The organism is Fundidesulfovibrio soli (assembly GCF_022808695.1).
GTDB classification, from domain to species: Bacteria; Desulfobacterota; Desulfovibrionia; order Desulfovibrionales; family Desulfovibrionaceae; genus Fundidesulfovibrio; species Fundidesulfovibrio soli.
This window is the reverse complement of sequence record NZ_JAKZKW010000002.1, coordinates 194,385-212,530: the sequence shown is the minus strand read 5'-3', so window position 1 is coordinate 212,530 and position 18,146 is coordinate 194,385. Positions and strand designations below refer to the sequence as shown.

The following is an 18,146-nucleotide window of genomic DNA, read 5'->3' as shown; positions in this document are numbered from 1 at the left end:
TGTGGCACGACAGCGCACCAGCGGGGCCGAAAGGATGACGGGGCTCGCCATCCTGGCCCTGCTCGCCTGCGTGGCGGCCTGGCTCGCCGCGCGTCAGGCCGACTTCAACCCCGCCGTGATCGTGGCCATGAACCACCCCAAGGGCGCCGGGCGCATCGTGGGCGGGCAGCAGGGCGAGGCCCTGTCGCAGAGCGCGGGTTATCTGGCCGGCGTGCAGGGTTTCACCGCCCTCTCCGAGCTTGAAAGCTACAATCCCGAAACGCTCTCCGACAAGATCGACGGCAAGGCCGAGCTGTACCTGGCCTCCAATTTCCAGGAGATGGCCTGCCGGGCCTTCTCCGTTGCGGACGCCCGGGCCGAGGTCTTCGTCTACGCCATGGAGTCCCCCAAGGATGCCTTCGCCGTGTTCAGCGGGCAGCGCCGCCCCGGGGCCGAGCAGCTGGCCCTGGCCCAGAACGCCTACGCAACCGAAAACGCGCTGTTTCTGACCAAAGGGCGCTTCTACCTGGAGTTCGTGGCGGACCACGCCTCCCCGGAGCTGCGCCCCGCGCTGGAGAACCTGGCCCAGACCCTGCTGGCCGCGCTGCCCGAGGACGCGTCCCAAAAATCCGAAGCGGACCTCTTCCCCACAGGCGGCCTCCGGGCGGACAGCGTGCGCCTGGCCGTGAGCGACGCCCTGGGCATGGAAGGGCTGGAGAACGTCTACACCGCCGAGTACGCCCTGCCCGCTGGCGAGGCGGCGGCCTTCCTGGCCCGGCGCGGGAGCGCCGCCCAGGCACAGGCCCAGGCCGAAGCCTATGCGGCCTTCCTGACGGGCAACGGGTTCAAGCCCGTGCCGCCGGGGCCGGACACGGCCGGGCTGCCGGAGGGCGCGCGCGTGCTGGCCCTGGAGGATATGATCCAGGTGGTCATGACCAGAGGCCCCGTGCTGGCGGGCGTGCATGACGCCACGAGCCGGGCCGCCGCGCTGGAGCTGGCCCGCGCCCTGGGTGCCGCCCTGGCCAAATCCCCCGAGGAGGGCAAGCCGTGAGCACCACCGGCCCTGATCCCGCTTTTCCGCCCGGCGAGGCCATGAAGCGCCGCGAGTTCCTCAAGCGCGTGGCCGGGGCCTCGGCCGTGGCCGTGGGAGCCTGCGGCCTGGGCCTGGCCCTGCGCGACCCCACGGGTCCCTCGGCCCTGCCCGAGGTCAAGGCCCTGCCCGGCCTGGGCGATTATTCCGTGAAGGACCGCCCCGCGGGCAGCCCGCGCATGGCCGTGGTGCGCGGCGCGGACCGGGCCGCCATGTTCGAGCAGGGCATGAACGCCCTGGGCGGCATGGAGCAGTTCGTCAAAAAGGGCGACCGCGTGCTCATCAAGGTCAACGCGGCCTTCGCCTCCCCGGCATCGCTTGGGGCCACCACCCACCCGGAGCTGCTTGCCGCCGTGGCCGCCGCCTGCGCCAAGGCGGGCGCGGCCAGCGTGGGCGTGACCGACAACCCCATCAACAACCCGGAGAGCTGCTTCGAGATCGCCGGGCTGGCCGGGGCCGCCCGCCAGAGCGGCGCGAAGATCATCGTCCCCCGGGCCGGGCTGTTCGCGCCCGCCACCCTGCCCGGCGCCAGGCTCATCAAGGACTGGCCCGTGCTGGCCGGGGCCTTCGCGGGCGTGACCAAGCTCATCACCCTCTCCCCGGTGAAGGACCACGCCCGGGCCGGGGCCTCCATGTCGCTCAAGAACATGTACGGGCTGCTGGGCGGCAGGCGAAACGTCTTCCACCAGGACATCAACGCCATCATCACCGAGCTTTCCTTGCTGGCCAGGCCTACGCTCAGCGTGCTGGACGGCACCGTCTCCATGATGACCAACGGCCCCACGGGGGGCTCCCTCTCCGACCTCAAGGCCACGAACATGCTCGTGCTGACCACGGACCCGGTGGCGGGCGACGCCTTTGGCGCGGGCCTGCTGGGCCGCACCCTGGAGGACATCCCCTACATCCGCATGGCCCAGGCCGCCGGGGCGGGCACGGCGGACTTCGCCACCCTGAACCCGATCTACCTGGACTCGGGAGCGTAAGCATGCGCGCCGCTGCCCAGCACCCCATATGGGATTCCAAAGGGCGCAGCCCTTTGGCCGCCGGAGGCTCCCTCCTAATGAGCCCCCTGCTTCCATGCCAATCCGCCGGGGGGGTCACCCGCCCATGAGCATCGTCACCGTCCGCCGCATCAGCCAGGCCTTCTTCCTGCTGCTCTTTCTCTGGTTCTGCGTGGCCGCCACGGTGGGGCCGCATTGGTGGCAGCTGCGCGGCTGGCCCATCAACTGGATTCTCAGCCTGGACCCGCTCACGGCGCTCTCCACCCTGCTGGCCACGGGCACGCTCTATGCGCCGCTGGTCTGGGCCGTGCCCGCCGTGGTGCTCACGGCCGTGCTGGGGCGCTTCTTCTGCGGCTTCGCCTGCCCTTTGGGCACGCTGAACCAGTTTACCGGCTGGCTCGCCCGGCGCGGCAAAACACGCGAGGCCCAGGCAGCTCGGGTGCAGGGCAACGCCCACCACCGGTTGCAATCCTTCAAGTACCTGCTGCTGGCCTTCCTCCTGGCCTGCGCGGCCCTGGGCTCCGTGCAGGCGGGCCTGCTGGACCCCCTGCCCCTGCTGCACCGCTCCATCAACCTGACCATCCTGCCCCTGGCGGACGCGAACTTCCAGGCGCTCAGCGACGAACCCAGGGCCTACCAGTCGGCCTGGCTGATCGGCGCGGTGCTCCTGGCCGTCATCGGGCTGAACATGCTGCGGCCCCGCTTCTTCTGCCGCTTCCTCTGCCCGCTGGGCGCCCTGTTCGCCGTGGCCGGGCGCTTCTCGCCCTGGCGGCTGGGCAAGGCCGAGGCCAACAAATGCGGCGACTGCCGCCTGTGCGAGGAATACTGCGAAGGCGGCTGCCGCCCCTCGGGCGAGATCATCAGCAGCGAGTGCGTGCTGTGCATGAACTGCCTGAAACGCTGCCCGGCCGGGCGCATGGGCTTTTCCGTAAGCCCCCCGGCGGCGGGCTCGCTGCCCATGCCCGCCATCTCCCGGCGCGGGGCGCTGGCCGCCGTGGCCGCCGGAGCCTTGAGCGCGCCGCTGTGGCGCGTGGGGGCGCTTGGCGCTGCCGACCGCGACCCAAACCTGATCCGCCCCCCGGGCTCCCTGGACGAGGACCGCTTCCTGGCCCGCTGCATCCGCTGCGGCCAATGCATGCGGGCCTGCCCCTCCAACATCATCCAGCCCGCGCTTCTGCAGGCGGGCGTGCAGGGCCTGTGGACCCCGGCCCTCAACTACCGCATCGGGCGCAGCGGCTGCCAGCCCAACTGCGTGGCCTGCGGCAACGTCTGCCCCACGGCCGCCATCCGGCCCCTCAGCCTGGAGGAGAAGCACGGCGTGGGCGAGTACGCCCAGGCCGGGCCCATACGTCTGGGAGTCGCCTTCGTGGACCGCACCCGCTGCCTGCCCTGGGCCATGGACCGCCCCTGCATCGTCTGCCAGGAGCTCTGCCCGGTGAGCCCCAAGGCCATCTTCACCCGCGTGGTCTTCGAGCCGGTGCGCGGCGGGCGCGTGGCCGCCGCCAGGCTGGCGGGCGAGTCCCTGGACGTGTCCGGCCAGCTTCCCCCCGGCCTGAACCTGGGCAGCGGGGACTACGCCGTGCGCCCTGCCACCGCGCCTGACGCCGCGCCCAGGCGCATCCTGGCACAATCCGGCTCGCGCCTGACCCTGGACCGCCCGCCCTCAGGCTGGGCGGACCCGGCCCCCGGCGACAAGATCGACGTGGTGGTGCGCCTCCAGCGCCCCTTCGTGGACCCGGCCCGCTGCATCGGCTGCGGCATGTGCGAGCACGAGTGCCCTGTGTCCGGGCTACGGGCCATCAGGGTCACCAGCGAGAACGAATCCCGCTCTCGCTCCGGGCGGATGCTGGCCTGATGTTGCATTTCATCCGGCTCCGTATATAGGAATGAATCGAATCACGGTGACAACGTCTTGCGTTCACGCCGGCTGCGGCGGGGAGGTCAACGTATGAGCGACACGGGCAAAAAGGCGGGATTTTCCCGCAGAGACTTCCTCAAGGCGGCCGGAGCCACCGGCCTGGCGGCGGGCGTCACCCCGGCCGCGGCGCTGGCCGCGCAGGATGCGGCCCCCCAGCCCGGAACCATGCCCAAGCGCAAGCTGGGCAAGACCGGGGTTGAGGTCTCGGTGCTGGGCCTGGGCGGCATGTTCGACACCATCAACAACCAGTTGCTGCTCAAGCAGGCCCACGCCTGGGGCGTGACCTACTGGGACACTGCCGAAGCCTACGGCAACGGCCTCTCCGAGGAGGGCTTCGGCCGCTACTTCAGCCGCAACCCCAACGCCCGCAAGGACATCTTCCTGGTCACCAAGGTCGTGGCCAAGCAGGGCTCGGACTACACCGCCCGCCTGGACGCCGCGCTCAAGCGCCTCCAGACCGATCACGTGGACCTGTTCTTCATCCACGCCATCTCCGGCATCGACGAGATGACCCAGTACAAGCAGTGGGCCGCGGACATGAAGAAGGCCGGAAAGATGAAGCACTTCGGCTTCAGCACCCACACCAACATGGAAGACTGCATGCTGGGCGCGGCCAAGATGGACTGGATCGACGCCATCATGGTCACCTACAACTACCGGCTCATGCAGACGCCCAAGATGCGCGAGGCGCTCGACGCCTGCGTCAAGGCGGGCGTCGGCGTGGTGGCCATGAAGACCCAGGGCGGCGGTCCGGTGAAGACCGACTCCGAGGCCGAACTCAAAATGGCCGGACGCTTCATGGAGAAGGGCTTCACCGACAAGCAGGCCAAGCTCAAGGCCGTGTGGGAGGAGCCCGCCATCGCGAGCATCTGCTCCCAGATGCCCAACCTGACCATCCTTTCGGCCAACGTGGCCTCCGCCAGGGACAAGACCGCCCTGGCCCGCGAGGACGTGCAGGTGTTCGGCGAGCTGGCCGAGGCCACCAAGTGCGACTACTGCGCGGGCTGCGGCAGCATCTGCCAGGGCGCGGTGGGCGGGCTGGTGGCCGTCAACGACGTGATGCGCTGCCTGATGTACTACCGCGACTACGGCGACCAGGACCTGGCCCGCGAGGTGTTCGCCTCCCTGCCGGAGGAGACCCGCGCCAGGATGCTCGATGTTGATTACACCAAGGCCGAGAAGGCCTGCCCCCAGGGCCTGGCCATCGCCGAACTCATGCGCGAGGCCAAGACGCTGCTGGCCTGAGCCTGAGCGCGCATCCACGGCTGATTTGATGAAAATGGGCGGCCCGGTTGCAGAACCGGGCCGCCTTTTACTTTATGGCGCACCAGACCGGGAGCGTCCGCGGCCTCCGCGCAACTGGCGCGCGAACAGGATGGGCGGCTGGAGCTGCGGGACGGGTGGCGGCACTGCCCCGATTCTAGGGACCCGCTTCGCGACGGACAGCCGTCGCGGCTCGGGCCAGGCGGTCCTTGTCCTGGGGGCGGGGTCGGAGGCACCGCCTGACGCGTTCAGGCCGCCGGGCCTGACGGTGCGGCGCCGCCGGAGGGGGGCCTGGGCAGCATGATGGTGAAGGTCGTACCCTTGCCCGGAGTGGAATCAACCAGCAGCTGCCCCCCGTGCATCTCGGTGATGATGTTGTAGGAGACGAACATGCCCAGCCCTGTTCCCTTGCCGGGGACCTTGGTGGTGAAGAAAGGCTCGAATATGCGTTTGCGCACGGCGGGATCCATGCCGGGGCCGTTGTCCATGATTTCAATGCGCATCAGGTCCCCGTCCGGGCGCACGTGAATGGTCAGGGTGGGCTCCTCCGGGGCTTGCCCTCCGGAGGTCATGGCCTGCAGGGCGTTGAGCAGGATGTTCAGGATCACCTGCCCGAGCTTCGTGGGAGAACAGAACACCGGAACGGAATCGGGATCGTACTGCTTTTCCAGCTTTATTTTACGGAAATCATAGCGCTTCTTGAGATCATAATCGTTGGATATCATTTCAAGGACGTTCTCTACGATGGCCGGAAGCTCGCACCGGGAGTGATCCTCCCCGCTCTTGCGGCTGAACTCCAGCATATTGCGCACGATGGAGGCTGCACGGGCGCAGGCCTCGCGGATGTGCTCCAGCGACTCGAGGATGCCCCTGCGCCGCATGTAGGCCGACATGGCCTGAAAATCGACGCCCAGCTCTTCGGCAACGGCCTTGTTGGCCTTCAGGCCCTCGAAAAGACGGCGCTGAAGGTTCTGGGAGGACTGCATGATGATGCCCAGGGGGTTGTTGATCTCGTGGGCCATGCCCGCCGCCAGCACGCCCAGCGACATCATCTTCTCGGCCTGGACCACCGCGTCCTGCATCCCCTTGAACTCGGTGATGTCGGTCATCACGCCCACAAGGAACATCTGCCCGGTGATGTCCGTGTAGCGGGTCTTCTGGATCAGCAGCGTGTGCGTCGCACCCCGGGCGGTGGTGAAGATTTCCTGGCGCACCGGGACACTCCCCTCCGCCAGCACGATTCTGTCCTCGACTCCGTAGGCCTTCGCCACCTCTCCGGGAAAGAGGTCCGCATCGGTCTTGCCGATGAAGTCCTCCGGCTTTCCCCCCGCCAGTTCCGCGCAGGAGGTGTTGAGCAGGATGTAGCGCAAGGAGGCATCCTTGACGAAGACGGGGTCGTTCATGGCGTTGATGACGGCCAGAAAGAAGTCCCTCGACTGCTCCAGGGCGCTGGTGCGCTCGCGGACTATTCTGCTCAGGCGTTTGTTGAAAACCAGAAGCGTCACGCCCACCATGCATCCAGCCAGGAACAAGGTCACGCCGATGGTGACCATGTTGCGCACCTGCCTGCGCTCGCTGTCGCTCTGGGCCTGCTTGATTTCTGGGTAAAGGAACCCTTCCATGTTGAACCCGGGGGACAGCAGCCCGAGCCGCTCGTAGGTTTTGGCTATATGCTGCCAGCGTGCCGGGTTCATGTGCCCCACGTCGACCAGGTCCGGCTGGATGAGGTCGCGCATGGCCGCCGCCTCGTAGAGCAGTTCGTCGCGCGTGCGCTGCGTGGGATAGCGCTCCAGGATCACATCCACCATTTCCTCAGGGTGGGCCATGGCGTAGCGCCACCCCGCCGCGATCGCGCGCAGGAAGGCCTCCACCCTGCGCGGGTGCTGGGCGATTTCATCCTCAGATGTGGTCAGGCAGTCGCCGTAGAAGTCCACGGCGTACTGATTTGGGATGATGATACCCGGCGCCACCCCGCGCCGCTCCATGGTGTAGGGCTCGTTGGTGATGTACGCGGTTATGGCGTCCACCGAGCCGTCGATGAGCGGATCGATGCTCCAGGAGTGGGGCACGGAGGTGTAGTCCTTGGCGAACACGCCCTCGTTGGCGAGCATGGCCCGGCATTCGGGGTCCGTTGAGTCGGTGAACATGATCCGCTTGCCCGCCAGGGACTGGGGCGTGGTCAGGCCGCTGTCGCGCCGTGTGAGCAGTATGTTGGGCGAATGCTGGAAAATCGCGGCCAGGGCCACCACTTTCGCGCCCTTCTGGCGCTCCAGCAGGATGGCGGTGGTGTCCACCGCGTAGTCGGCCTGCCCGGTGAACAGCCGCTCCGATGGCGCGAACCCGGGGAAGCCCTCGATGAGCTGGACGTTCAGGCCCTCCTTGGCGAAAAAGCCTTTCTCCACGGCCGCATAGTAGCCCGCGAACTGGAACTGGTGCTTCCATTTGAGCTGGAGGCGGACATCGGAAAGGGACACGGGGGATTGGGCTGCCTTGTCGGCTGCAAGGACAGGAATAACCTGGACCGAGACGCACGCGACCAGGGCGACGAGGGCGGCCGCAGCGCGCATGAACAGGGCGGGCATGCCCGCGGCGCGGCGGGCCGAACTCCCGCACCGGTCAGGTGGCCGTACCCGGAATGGTATTGCGCCACGAGCCCGGAAGGAGAAACCTTGAGCCAACGCTGCGATATCCATGCAATGTATTCGCAGTCCCGGATGGTTCTTGTCAAGAAACAGCTCCCCGGGCCGGAGGAAGCCGGTCAGGGGCGGCCGGCGTAGCTGCTGGCCGCGACATCGGCAGGTTGCAGCGGGAAGTTGAGCACGAAGCGGGTGCCCGGTCCCGGTTCGACGCCTAAGTCGCCGTTCAGCTGCCCGGCGAGCAGCTTGACGATCTGAAGCCCCAGGGAGCCGGCCTCCAGGAGATCAAAATCCCCCGGCAGCCCGATTCCGTCATCCTCGAAGACAAGAACCAGATTGCGATCCCGCAGGGATGCGTCCACCCGCACCATGCCTTCGTCCCGGCCGTTGAATGCGTGCTTGAGGGCATTGGTGGCCAGCTCGTTGACCAGCAGGCCGAACGGTATGGCCTGGTCGATGTTCAGATCAATGTCGGCGGCGGAGATCGCGACCTTTATGTCACGGTTGCCGCTGAACGATGACACCAGGCGGGGCAGCAGATCCTTGAGGTATCCCTCAACCCTGATGTTGGAAAACGTATGCGAGCGGTAGAGCTGTTCGTGAATCAGGGCCATGGATGCAACCCTGCACCGGCTTTCCGCCAGAACCTGCAGGGCGGCTTCGTTCTCCAGGTTCATCGCCTGGAGGCTCAGCAGGCTGGAGACGATCTGGAGGTTGTTCTTCACCCTGTGGTGGATTTCTCGCAGCAGCAACTCCTTGTCGCGCAGGGATGCCTCGGTGGCCTCTTTGGCCATGAGCCTCTCCAGCTCGCCGCTGGCGCGGACGCCGACCAGTTGCAGGATGGATTCCGCAAGGCGGACATCCTGCAGGGGGCGCCGGCCGATGACGGCGATGAGCCCCGTCGGCTGCCCGGCTGAATCACGCAGCGTGATGCCGACGTAACTCTCGGCCTTGATCTCGCGGAGCACCGGGTCGCCCGGGAACAATGCGCACACATCCCGCGGGAAGCAGCATACGGCCCTCTCCACCACTTCCGCGCAGGGAGTGTCCTTGAGGGCGTAGGTTATGTTATCCTCGAAGACGCCCAGGTGATAGATCGCCAGGGTGATCGCGTGCAGTCCGTCACCGTGCAGCCTGTCGATGCAGACGAACTCCATCTCCAGGGTTTCCGCCAGGAACTCCGCCAGGGCTCCGAAAAAACCGCGCCCCTGGCTGCGTTCCGCGCTGGTGGCCAGGAACGTCAAGGTCTGCTCCATGGCGCGGCGTTGCGTTATGTCGCGGAAGATGCCCATGAGGCAGGCTACACCGCCCAGCATCAGCTTGCTCACCCGGATGTTCACCAGGCGGATGCGGCCGTTGGCGGCGATAACGCGGGCCTCCTGCACCTCTTGGGGGTTCTGGATGTGCCTGACAAAGCCCCTGCTGAACTCGCCCTCGACCTCGCTCTCGGGATGCAGGGCCCGCTGGTGCGCGCCGACGAGTTGCTCCCGCGACCTGCCGAAGAAGGCCTTGGCGGCCTTGTTGCAGTCCACGATGATGCCGGACTGGGCTTCGGCGACAAGCACGGGGTCGGACATCTCGCTGAAAAGCGCCCGGTAGCGCTCCTCGTTCTGGCGCAAGGCTTCGTGGGTGCGGGCCAGCTCCTCTCTCCGGGTGTCCACCAGATGTTCAAGGTTCTGGCACAGAAAATCGTTGTGCAGGATCATGGCCAGAAGGGATGCCGCCGAGTCCAGGCTGGCCAGCAGGCCGTCCATGGCTCCCGAATCGTCCACGCCGAACAGGAACAGCGCGCCCATGCGCCTGCCTGCATAACAGAGGGGGACGACGACTAGATTCCGCGCGCGCATCTCCCGCAGGAACACCGCCTCCTCGCCCCGCGCATTCAGGGTGTCGAGGACCGAGGACCGGGTATATCCATGCGAAAGCAGCGCAAGCCCTTCCATATCCTCATGCGTGGCGATCCATCCGGCCTGGGGCGGGATTGCCGCCACGAGCCTGTGGTGGTCCAGCCCGGAATGCTCAAGGCACTCGATCAGCAGGATCGCCTCTGAGCCGGTCAGCTCTTTCATCGCCTGGGCAAGTTGCCCGCCGCATTCGCCGGGTTTGCCTTCCAGAGCCATATTCTTGCCCACGAGATCCAGAAAGCGATCCGAGAATGTCGCATTGCCCATAGAGCTTCCGTATACAGCCGTCCGGGGAGACGCTGCTGAATTGCAGCAGGCCGTGTTGCCCTGCCTTGAATGCTGGAAAAACCTCTACCGAAGCATTACCCGGAACCGGAACAAGAAGCAATTGCCGACCAGCTTGACCTGGGAATTAATCTATATCACTTCAAAAAATGAGGAAGCCTGGCCCGCCTTTCGGACATGCCGATACGACCCACCGTCAGGCCGGACGCCGCGAAGCCCCTTGAGGTGATCGAGCGCGACAGTCAGCTGCAGGCTGGTGCGCCCCGGGTTTCACCGACGAGGATTCCGCCCGCAGGAATCGCCCTCTCGGCTGGACTTATTCCTCCCCCGAAGGCGACGCGACGGGCACATGAGCCGAGCCCACCCGGGGAAGCGAGGCGAGGCCCGGGGCTGCGTCTTTCCGGGCGGGCAGGATTGCCATAATCCTCCTTCGTTTGTATGAATTGACATGCCCGTCAACAACACCGAGCCCCTATCCGTATACGCCGCCGGACCTGGCTACGCGCCCTGCCTGGCGGCGATGATCCTGGATTCCAGCCGGGCCCATCGGCTGCGAGGCTTCATCGAACACATCCTGGACCTGCCCAAGCCGAAGGCCCTGCGCCTGCTGTCCCGGTTGGCCGCGCATCCTGGCCAGCTCTGCGGACGCATCGACAACGCCTACGTGGCCCTGGTGGACGGTGTGTGCTCCGGAATGGTCACGGTACGCCCGGCCGGGCGCATTGAGGAGTTCCCCTTCTCGCCGGAGGCCCTTGCCGAGGCCGCTTCGGCCGAGCGCCTGGACGGCGCATGGCTTGAGGGCGCGCTTGAACGCCAGCGGGCCTTCGCCGAGGCGCTGTCCGGGGCGCGAGGCCCCGCCCCGTCGGGAACGTGGTTTGTGGAGTATCTTGCCGTACGCTATGAAAACCGCAGCGCCGGTGTGGCCAAGGCGCTGCTCGGCCGGGTGGCCGCGGAAGTGGGTGGAGCGGGCGGCACCGCTTTGGAGCTCTACTGCGAGACGGGCAATTCCCGGGCTGAGGCCATGTGCGCGGCCCTGGGCTTCGAGCCGGAAGGCACTCCCGGAGGCCCGGAAGCCTGGGGGCTCCGCCTGATGCGTAAGGCGCTTTGAAGGATCAGCCTTCGCCGCCCTCTTCCTGAACGTCGCCCTGGGTGGCCTCGCGGCCCGTGCGCTCCCTATGATCGTCGCCGAACGCGCGGCACTCCCAGGGGAAAATCTGGCGGGCCTTCTCCACGGCGATACCCTCCACCGCATCGTACCACTGGCGGAACTTGTCCACCAGGAGCCTGCCCGCCGGGGTGAGGATGTGCCCGCCCTTCCTGCTGGCCGTCTGCTCGATGAGCATCACGCCCAGCACTTTCTCCGAAGCGCGTATCTTGCCCCAGGCCGCCCGGTAGGACATGCCCAGCTCCTCGGCGGCCTTCTTGAGGGAGCCGTTGCGCTCCACCGCTTCCAGGAGCATACCCCGGCCCGTGCCGAAGAACATGCCCTCCTCGGTCTCAAGCCAGAGGCGCAGGCGCACCACGGGCGGCTTGACGCCTCCGAGGCTCATGCGCCGCTCCGGCGGGGGGCGGAACAGGTCCGCGCTGTTGTGGAATCCCTGCTCATTGTGCCGACCATAGCATAAACCCGCCCCGAACAACAGATGCGCGCATAGGGGATTTCCGGCCGCCCCGGCGTCCTGACGTTCCCGCAGGCTTGACAGGCGCACCTCCCCGGGCAAATGGGTCGGGGTATAGGTTCGCCGCGCCCGGCGGTTCCGGCGTCGCGCTTTCAGCTACCCCCTTGCAAAGGCAGGTCCCGATGCTCACGACCCTCAGCGCAACCCTCGGCCGGCGCAGGTTCATGCAGGCAGGCACTCTTGCCGCCTTCGGCTGCTGCCTGCCTTTGACGGGCTGGACCTCGCCCCCCTCCTATTACCAGGCCAACCGCGAGCGGTTGCTGTCCGAGTTCGCCGGTGTCTGCGGGGAGGTGGGCCAGCGGCTCGCCCCCCGCACGGACAAGGCCGGCGCGGTTGCCCGCGAAGCCCTGGAGGCATTCGCCCCCATGATCGACGCCATGCCCGGGATAGGCGGCGAGGCCAACCGCAATCAGCCCTACATCGTATACGCGGGTTGGCTGGCGGCCATCTCGAAGGCCATGAAGGCCCACGGCATGGCCGCATCGGACGCCGGACGCCTGTATTACGATCTTTGCCTGGATAGCCTGCGCGCCACGCCCCCGGCAGCGCTCAAGGCCACGGGGGAGGCCTTCTTCAGCCCGGAAGGCTACGCCGCCACGGTGGCCTGGGCGGAATGGACCCATCTGCGGACCTACCCGGGGGACTGGGTCGCGACTGTCTGGCGCGGCGACGGCCGGGATTACGACATCGGCCTGGACTACAGCGAGTGCGGGGCGTTCAAGTTCTTCACATCGCAAGGGGAGGAGGAGGTCGCCCCCTACTTCTGCCTCAACGACTTCCCCCGCTCCAGCCTCCAGGGCACGGGACTTTCGCGCCAAAACACGCTGGCCCAGGGCGGCGCGGTCTGCGACTTCCGATACAAGAAGGGACGCCCCGTGGCCCAAAGCTGGGACACAGAGGCTCCAAAGCTCATGCGGCGCTTGAGGTCTACGGAGTAAGCGGCGGCCCGCTGGCCGCAGCCCGTTACCGCCCGTGCTTCAAGCCTGGGGCCGCGCCGGCCGCACGGCAGGCGTGGCGCCGTTGGAGTTCCCGCTCCGCGTCTTTTCTTATGCGGCTGATCCCGACCCTGAGGTCTTCCATCCTTCCTGCCAACCGCCGTTCCAAAACGGCCCGAGTTGCACTGGTGGGGTTTCCCCCATTGCTCGGAATCGATATTTCGTTACAGGATGTTTCGGCGCGCCGATCCTGGTGGGATGCGGAGCGCCATGATTGCGAAACGAGGCGCCCTGTGGGCAGGCTCGCATCCCTGCGGATTCAACACGTTCCAAGGTTTGAGGCATGATCGTCAAGTGTCCAGTATCCAAGCTGAAACCCGGGATGTATATCGCCAACCCAGGCCTTTCCGGCCAGAGCAACCCCCACGTCTACCTCTGCGAAGGTCTCCTGAGCGACGAGGCGAGCATCGAAAAGATCGCACCGCCCTATTGCGACGCATACATAGACACTGAGCAAGGGGCGTATTTCAACGAGCACCCTGAAGAGAAAGCCAACTTCGAGTCCCTCTTCAACTCCATCGTCTTTTCCGGCGGCCGGGACGACAACGGCGAGCACAGCCTGGACGACATCCTGGAGAACCTCAAGGCGGCGGACGCCAATTACTCGGAGATGCTGGAGCAATACAAGGCCATCGCCAGGAAGATGTACGGTGCGCAGACCGTGGACGTGGCGGCCTGCGAGAAGCTGACGGAGTCGCTGGTGGTCTCGGAGGAGAAGATGCTCCTGGCCCTGCTGCTCGTCTCGCGCATGCGCACCTCAGACCCTTACGCCTACACCCACAGCCTGAACGTCTCCATGCTCGGGGTGATGGCCGCCAGGGCCTTGGGGTACGGCCAGGACACCCAGCTGGTCTTCGGCATGTCGGGCATCTTCCACGACATAGGCAAGACCCTCATACCTGACAGGATACTCAGGAAATCAAGCAGGCTGACCACGGCGGAGTTTGAGGAGATCAAACGCCACCCCGTGTACGCCAGGAAGCTGCTCTCCCAGCACCGGGACATGCCGGAGGACGTGGTGCATGTGGCCCATGAACATCACGAGCACCACGACGGCTCGGGCTACCCGCGAGGCCTGAAGGGCCCCGAGATCAACCGGGTGGCCGCAGCCATCAGCGTGCTGGACACCTATGACGCGCTGCGCTCGGACCGTTACTACAAGGAGGCCGTCAGCTCGCACAAAGCCATCTGCGTGGTGTACAGCCTGCGCGGCAAGTCCTTCGATCCGCAACTGGCGGACAAATTCATCAAGACGGTGGGCATATATCCCGTTGGCACCATCGTGAAGTTGGAATCGGGCATGAAGGGCATCGTGACCAGGCAGAACGGCGACAACTTGCTTCGCCCCCACATCAGGCTGATCCTGGACGGGAACAACCGCTATTGCGAACGGCGCGACGTCAACCTGCTCGACGAGGACTCCAAGGGCCCCTACGCCATCAAGGACACGCTGACCAACAAGGAGTGCAGGATACACGTCTCTTCGCTCATGAGCTGAGCGAACGGATCCGCATCCGGGGCGCGGCCTTACCTGGCCGCTATGGCCGCGTCGAAGAACTTGCCCACGCCGTACTCCCGCCTGCGGAAGAACTTCTCCGGGTTGGGGCCGATGAGCTGCATTTCCGGATGGGTGCGCTGCATGTCCAGGGCGATCTGCATCTCCTTGGTGCAGCCGGTCGAGAAGGTGGCGTCCTTCCCGGTCCAGACCGGCGGCACGGGGCGCCCCATGAGCACGAAAGCCTGCTCGATGTCCTCGTAGGTCTGGAAGCGCCAGACGTTTATCAGCCCCGAGCGCTGCACCTTTTCCCACATGAACATGAGGTCGTCGGCGTCGAGCCCCTCCTCGAAGTGCTCGGCGGGGTTGATGACGTACGTTCCCGTCAGGCGCGAGCGCAGGTGTTTGACGAAGGCCGTGAGGATGGCGATGGCCGTCTCCGTCTCGTGGGGCACGGAGCCGACGATGGCCGAATAGAACATGATGGTCTTGCCGGCGGCCCTCTCCGAGCGCATCCTGGCGATGATGGCCTCGGCCTTGGCCGTGATCTCCGGCTCGGTGAACACCCGCAGCGTGGCGGGCTTCAGCTTGGCCTGCACCTTGAGCGCGCCCTGGTCGTCCTGGTGTACGCAGAGTACGTCGCGCGTGAACTCGGTGCGCGTGAGCATGAGCCGCCTATGGTTCAACGCCCCCTTGGCGATGACCAGGTCGCACTCCTTCCAGGCGCGGGCGAAGGTCACGCTGACCTTGTAGAGGTTCAGGCGCTCGCGGCTGCCGTCGGAGATGACCAGGAGGGAGTTCTCCTTGATGGCCTGCAGCAGCGCGTTCTTGGTCATCTGGTTGCCGCTCCAGAAGCGCGCCTCCGAAAGGCTCTGGCTGAGGACCGGGTCCTCCTCGGCGTCCCAGATCGTGGGGGCATCGAAGTAGAAGCCCTCCTTCAGGGCCAGGATCACCCTGTGGCCCATGCTGACGAGCACCTTGATCACCATGATGTCGAACATCAGCCCGCCCGCGTTCTCAGGCAGGTAGAGTATCTTCATGGACTTTGGGCGGTTGGGGTTCAGCACGCGCCGCAGGTCCTCGAAGGGGCCGGTACCCCGCAGGTGGTTCTCCACCTCCTCGATGCCCGGCTCGAACTGATCCTTCTCCCAGATGTCGCTCCACACAGAAAGCGCCAGCAGGCGTGAGATCTCCAGCATGTTCAGCTCGAAGCGCAGGTCCTGGATGGAGCCGCAGCTGGCCACGAAGCCCGGACAGGCGTTGAGCGCCGTCTGCATGGCGAGGGTTTCCATGAACTGGCGGGCGCGGCGGTTGAAGGCGCGCCTGCGCTCCCGGTAGGGGTCGTCCTGCCCGGACTGGGCCAGGAAGATGGTGGTCAGGCGCTTGAGCAGGCGCGAGGGGATCATAACCGGGGCGTTGACGGCCTGGCGGTATTTGTGGTCGCACAGCGCCAGGATCATCATCTTGTCGTACTGGTTGGAGCAGTGGGTCTCGATGAGGTCCATCACCTGCCGCCAGACCTTGGCGTAGGCCTCCAGCAGCGTGGGCTCCTGGGTCTTCTCCAGGAGGGAGCGCAGCATCTCGTCCGAGCAGGGCACGTAGTTCTCGTCGGGCCCCAGGTGCACCATGAAGCGGATCTGCTCCGGCGAGGCGTTGCGCGTGGGGTCGATGCTGTGCTCGATGTGGTTCTCGCTCATGAAGTGGATGAGCCAGGCGTCGAGCAGGGGGTCCTTGCCGTAGCGCAGGTCGGCGGGGGAGCTAGTGGGCAGATTGACCGGGCTCATGGCGTGCCTACCTTTCCCGGATGAATCCCTTGTCCAGGAGTTTGCGGAAATAGGAGTGCCGCCCCACGGCGGCAAGGCGCAGGGGCTTGGGAGCGCGGCGCACGCGCACCCAGTCCCCGGGCAGCAGGGGGAAGGCGCTCTGGCCGTCGCAGGTGAGCACCGCGTCGGCCGAGGCCTCCTCCACGTTGATGTCGAGGTATCTGTCGGTGGGCAGCACGATGGGCCGCAGGTCGCACAGGAAGGGGCAGATGGGCGTGAGCGTCAGGGTGTGCAGGTCCGGGTGGACCAGCGGGCCGCCCGCGCTCATGGAATAGGCCGTGGCCCCCGTGGGCGTCGAGACGACCATGCCGTCGGCCCGGAAGGTGCCCAGGCGCTCCCCGCCGTAGCTGATGGTCACGCGGATCAGGCGGGCCATGGCCCCCCGGGCCACCACCACGTCGTTCACGGCCCCGCACTGGAACACCCGCCGGTTGTCGCGTGCCACCTCGCATGAGAGCATCATCACCTTGTTGACGCCGAAGCCCTTGGAGACCACCTGGGCCAGAGGCTCTTCCCAGCCGTCGGCGCACAGCTGGGAGAGAAAGCCCAGCCGCCCGAGGTTGATGCCCAGCAGGGGGACGGCCTCGGCCATGAGCTTGCGCGCCACGCTGATCATGGTGCCGTCTCCGCCGAGCACCACCGCCAGTTCGGGCACGTCCCCGCCCCCGGTCAGGGAGGCGGCGTCGGCGCAGCCGTCCACGTCGGTCTTGTTCAGGACGATGCGCGGGGCGGCCCCCAGGTCGGAGATGGTTTCGGCCACCTCGTGCGCGAGGCTCATCACGGAGGGTTCGCCGGACTTGGCGACCACGAGGACATTGTGTACTGCTGGCTGCATGCCAGCGTTACTAGAGGAAAGCGCAGCCCGCTTCAAGCCGTATCGCTCCTCCCGGTACTTTCCGGCCGCATTCGGCACAATTCGCCCCGGCGGGGAATTTTTTTTGCCCGAGGCCCTAAAGTATCCGGGGGCAATGGACGATAACAGCTGTGACGAGTGAGGAGAAAGAAATGTCCGCCAACCCCGCCCTGGTCAGGAACATGCTGCGAACATACGGGCGGCAGGCCACCACGGCGAGGCGGCTGGCGCGCTACAAGCGAACCCTGCGCGCCGCCGGGGCGGAGGATCAGGTGGCCATCTCCCGCGAGGCCAGAAGGCGCGAACTCGTGCAGAAGGTCGCCGCGGAGATAGTGGAGAGCCTCATCGTCACCGGGTCGGAAAATCCCGTGGTGGAAGACATCAAGAGGGAGTTGGAAAGAACCTTCAAGACCGCGTTCATCTTCGCCTATCCCCCCGAGGATCAGGATCTGCAGATTTTCAAGGTCCTGGGCGAGAACAACGCGGTGGAAGCGACCGGAAACGAGCGCGTGAGGATACTCGAAGCCCTGTGGCACATCGCGCTGGAGAAGGTCGACGAAACGATGATCTAGTCGGAGTTGCTTGTGCGGCCCGGGAGGCCGCTGGCAGAGACGTTCGGCAGGCGGGCCGCCTGGGGAGGCGGCCCCGGTCCAGCAAGGAGCCTGCATGAACGCCTTGGCGGGTAAGGCCCGTCCGGGAGGGGATTATGGACATCAAGAAAATACTTGGAGGAGTAAGCCCGTACAGTCGAACCCAGGTGGACAAGGGCGACAGCACCTCTGCCTCTTCGAGGCTGGAGCGCGCAAAAACCCGCGTCAGGAGTACGTCCGCCGAAGGAGACAAGGTATCCGTATCCTCGGATGCGCTACTGGTGGCCGAGGCCGCCAAAACCGCCGAGGAATCGCCTGATGTGCGGGTGGATCGCGTGGAGGCCCTGCGCCAGCAGGTGCAGTCAGGCAGCTACACCCCCGATTCCCGCAAGATAGCGGAGAAGCTCGTGCAGAGCGATCTGGAGTTCTTGCGGGGTTAACGGGCCAAGCCCGTTGCGAATGAAGCCAGCGCGTCCGCAGACCGTGTTCAGCACGGGCTGCGGGCGCTTTGTCGCGTCCGCGGGCCGGGGCAGGCGGAGGACCCTCAGGCGGGTCCGGCTACGCCCCGCCGCCCGGCAAAAACATCCCGTCAATTCCCCTTACCGGCTGACACGCCCTGCCGAAGGTGATACATT

Annotated in this window: 14 protein-coding genes; 9 read left to right on the top strand and 5 right to left on the bottom strand. The window is 66.3% G+C overall.

Annotated elements, in window-relative coordinates; genetic code table 11:
• The first annotated feature begins 1 nt into the window (after position 1).
• From MLE18_RS04775 to MLE18_RS04760, 4 genes are all read left to right on the top strand, one after another.
• Positions 2 to 1,030: a DUF6599 family protein gene (locus tag MLE18_RS04775; protein ID WP_243367812.1), complete on the top strand. Its 1,029-nt coding sequence runs from the start codon at positions 2 to 4 to the stop codon at positions 1,028 to 1,030.
• Positions 1,027 to 2,052, top strand: coding sequence for a DUF362 domain-containing protein (locus tag MLE18_RS04770; protein ID WP_243367810.1), 1,026 nt, complete (start codon positions 1,027 to 1,029; stop codon positions 2,050 to 2,052). The genes MLE18_RS04775 and MLE18_RS04770 overlap by 4 nt, the downstream gene beginning before the upstream one ends.
• A gap of 124 nt (positions 2,053 to 2,176) precedes the next feature.
• Positions 2,177 to 3,925 carry a 4Fe-4S binding protein gene (locus tag MLE18_RS04765; protein WP_243367808.1) on the top strand — a complete coding sequence of 583 codons (1,749 nt, stop codon included), beginning with the start codon at positions 2,177 to 2,179 and terminating at the stop codon, positions 3,923 to 3,925.
• Between the two features lie 93 nt (positions 3,926 to 4,018).
• Positions 4,019 to 5,233, top strand: a complete 1,215-nt coding sequence (locus MLE18_RS04760) for an aldo/keto reductase (RefSeq protein WP_243367806.1) — start codon at positions 4,019 to 4,021, stop codon at positions 5,231 to 5,233.
• Positions 5,234 to 5,499: 266 nt separating this feature from the next.
• On the opposite strand, the gene MLE18_RS04755 is transcribed toward MLE18_RS04760, so the two are convergent.
• Both MLE18_RS04755 and MLE18_RS04750 read right to left on the bottom strand, forming a co-directional pair.
• Positions 5,500 to 7,725, bottom strand: a complete 2,226-nt coding sequence (locus MLE18_RS04755) for an ABC transporter substrate-binding protein (protein WP_243367804.1) — start codon at positions 7,723 to 7,725, stop codon at positions 5,500 to 5,502.
• 284 nt (positions 7,726 to 8,009) lie between these two features.
• Positions 8,010 to 10,058 carry a sensor histidine kinase gene (locus MLE18_RS04750; protein ID WP_243367802.1) on the bottom strand — a complete coding sequence of 683 codons (2,049 nt, stop codon included), beginning with the start codon at positions 10,056 to 10,058 and terminating at the stop codon, positions 8,010 to 8,012.
• 466 nt (positions 10,059 to 10,524) lie between these two features.
• On the opposite strand from MLE18_RS04750, the gene MLE18_RS04745 reads away from it, so the two are divergent.
• Positions 10,525 to 11,184 carry a GNAT family N-acetyltransferase gene (locus MLE18_RS04745; protein ID WP_243367800.1) on the top strand — a complete coding sequence of 220 codons (660 nt, stop codon included), beginning with the start codon at positions 10,525 to 10,527 and terminating at the stop codon, positions 11,182 to 11,184.
• A gap of 4 nt (positions 11,185 to 11,188) precedes the next feature.
• Here MLE18_RS04745 and MLE18_RS04740 read toward each other — a convergent pair whose 3' ends face one another.
• Positions 11,189 to 11,626, bottom strand: coding sequence for a winged helix-turn-helix domain-containing protein (locus MLE18_RS04740; RefSeq protein ID WP_243367798.1), 438 nt, complete (start codon positions 11,624 to 11,626; stop codon positions 11,189 to 11,191).
• A gap of 293 nt (positions 11,627 to 11,919) precedes the next feature.
• Here MLE18_RS04740 and MLE18_RS04735 point away from each other — a divergent pair, with 293 nt between their 5' ends.
• Positions 11,920 to 12,693 carry an L-2-amino-thiazoline-4-carboxylic acid hydrolase gene (locus MLE18_RS04735; protein ID WP_243367796.1) on the top strand — a complete coding sequence of 258 codons (774 nt, stop codon included), beginning with the start codon at positions 11,920 to 11,922 and terminating at the stop codon, positions 12,691 to 12,693.
• A 379-nt stretch (positions 12,694 to 13,072) separates the two neighbouring features.
• Positions 13,073 to 14,248, top strand: coding sequence for an HD-GYP domain-containing protein (locus MLE18_RS04730; protein ID WP_243367794.1), 1,176 nt, complete (start codon positions 13,073 to 13,075; stop codon positions 14,246 to 14,248).
• A 29-nt stretch (positions 14,249 to 14,277) separates the two neighbouring features.
• Here the strand turns inward: MLE18_RS04730 and MLE18_RS04725 are convergent, their stop codons facing one another.
• Both MLE18_RS04725 and MLE18_RS04720 read right to left on the bottom strand, forming a co-directional pair.
• The gene (locus MLE18_RS04725; protein WP_243367792.1) at positions 14,278 to 16,029 is read right to left on the bottom strand and encodes an ARMT1-like domain-containing protein; all 1,752 of its coding nucleotides are present in this window, start codon (positions 16,027 to 16,029) and stop codon (positions 14,278 to 14,280) included.
• Positions 16,030 to 16,036: 7 nt separating this feature from the next.
• Complete coding sequence (locus MLE18_RS04720) at positions 16,037 to 16,903, bottom strand: NAD(+)/NADH kinase (protein WP_243367790.1); 867 nt, start codon at positions 16,901 to 16,903, stop codon at positions 16,037 to 16,039.
• Positions 16,904 to 17,073: 170 nt separating this feature from the next.
• Between MLE18_RS04720 and MLE18_RS04715 the strand changes: the two genes are divergently transcribed.
• Positions 17,074 to 17,493, top strand: coding sequence for a DVU0524 family FlgM-associated protein (locus tag MLE18_RS04715; protein ID WP_243367788.1), 420 nt, complete (start codon positions 17,074 to 17,076; stop codon positions 17,491 to 17,493).
• Between the two features lie 134 nt (positions 17,494 to 17,627).
• Complete coding sequence (flgM, locus tag MLE18_RS04710) at positions 17,628 to 17,951, top strand: flagellar biosynthesis anti-sigma factor FlgM (protein ID WP_243367786.1); 324 nt, start codon at positions 17,628 to 17,630, stop codon at positions 17,949 to 17,951.
• Positions 17,952 to 18,146 lie beyond the last annotated feature (195 nt).